Annotated in this window: 2 protein-coding genes; one reads left to right on the plus strand and one right to left on the minus strand. The window is 47.0% G+C overall.

What is annotated here, in order from left to right:
• Positions 1-393: flavin reductase family protein (locus tag AB4496_RS18605; RefSeq protein ID WP_372105886.1), on the plus strand; the 393-nt coding region annotated here is incomplete at its 5' end.
• Positions 394-500: 107 nt separating this feature from the next.
• Here AB4496_RS18605 and nadE read toward each other — a convergent pair.
• The coding region (nadE, locus tag AB4496_RS18610; RefSeq protein ID WP_372103335.1) for an NAD(+) synthase at positions 501-912 on the minus strand (412 nt) is incomplete at its 5' end.

Raw genomic sequence — 912 nt, forward strand, 5'->3', positions numbered from 1 at the left:
AAGCGCCAAGCGTTCGTGTGTGGCCCTGACGGCTTTATGGATAATGCAAAGAAACTGCTGATTCAAATGGGGCTCAACCCTCAGCATTACCATCAAGAAGCGTTTGGTGTGGCTCAATCGACCGAGGAAGCGGTGAAGCAGCTACAGTTAAGTGTGAACGGCTACCTGTTCGAAGGTAATAATCAATCAACCTTGCTAGAGCAAGCGGAGTCGGCGGGGGTGTCTATTGCTTCAAGTTGTCGTGCGGGTTTCTGCGGTGCTTGTAAAGTGACGCTTGAGTCCGGACAAGTTCATCAACCGGATGTCCCTGCATTGCAAGATCATGAACGTAATATGGGGCAGATCTTGGCGTGTTGTAGCGTGCCTCAAACCGATATCGAAGTTGTAGATTAACGACTCGTTAGATCATTACGAAAAACGCATTAAAGAACACTAAATAGAAAAGGCCGGAAGTTCGTAAATGAGCTTCCGGCCTTTTTGATTCTGAGCTAATTCAAAGATTAATCGTAGATCGTTGGGATTGGTTGACGCTTGTGCTGTGTTGCTTTGTAGATGCCAACTAAGCGATCGGATACGTCTTGAGGTACTGTTTTACCTTCAAGGAAATCATCGATTTGATCGTAAGAAAGGTTCAATGCTGCTTCATCGGCTTTCTGTGGATCAAGCTCTTCTAGATCAGCAGTGGGTACTTTCTTAACAAGTTGCTCTGGAGCGCCCAACGTTGCTGCAAGCTCACGAACTTGGCGTTTGTTCAAACCAAATAGTGGTGCTAAATCACATGCGCCGTCACCGTGCTTAGTGTAGAAACCAGTGATGTTTTCCGCTGAGTGGTCAGTACCAATCACCAGACCGCCAACGTAACCAGCAATTTCGTATTGTGCGATCATGCGAGCACGAGCTTTCACGTTGCCT

The sequence above is a fragment of the Vibrio sp. 10N.222.46.A1 genome (assembly GCF_041473595.1).
GTDB classification, from domain to species: Bacteria; Pseudomonadota; Gammaproteobacteria; order Enterobacterales; family Vibrionaceae; genus Vibrio; species Vibrio tasmaniensis_A.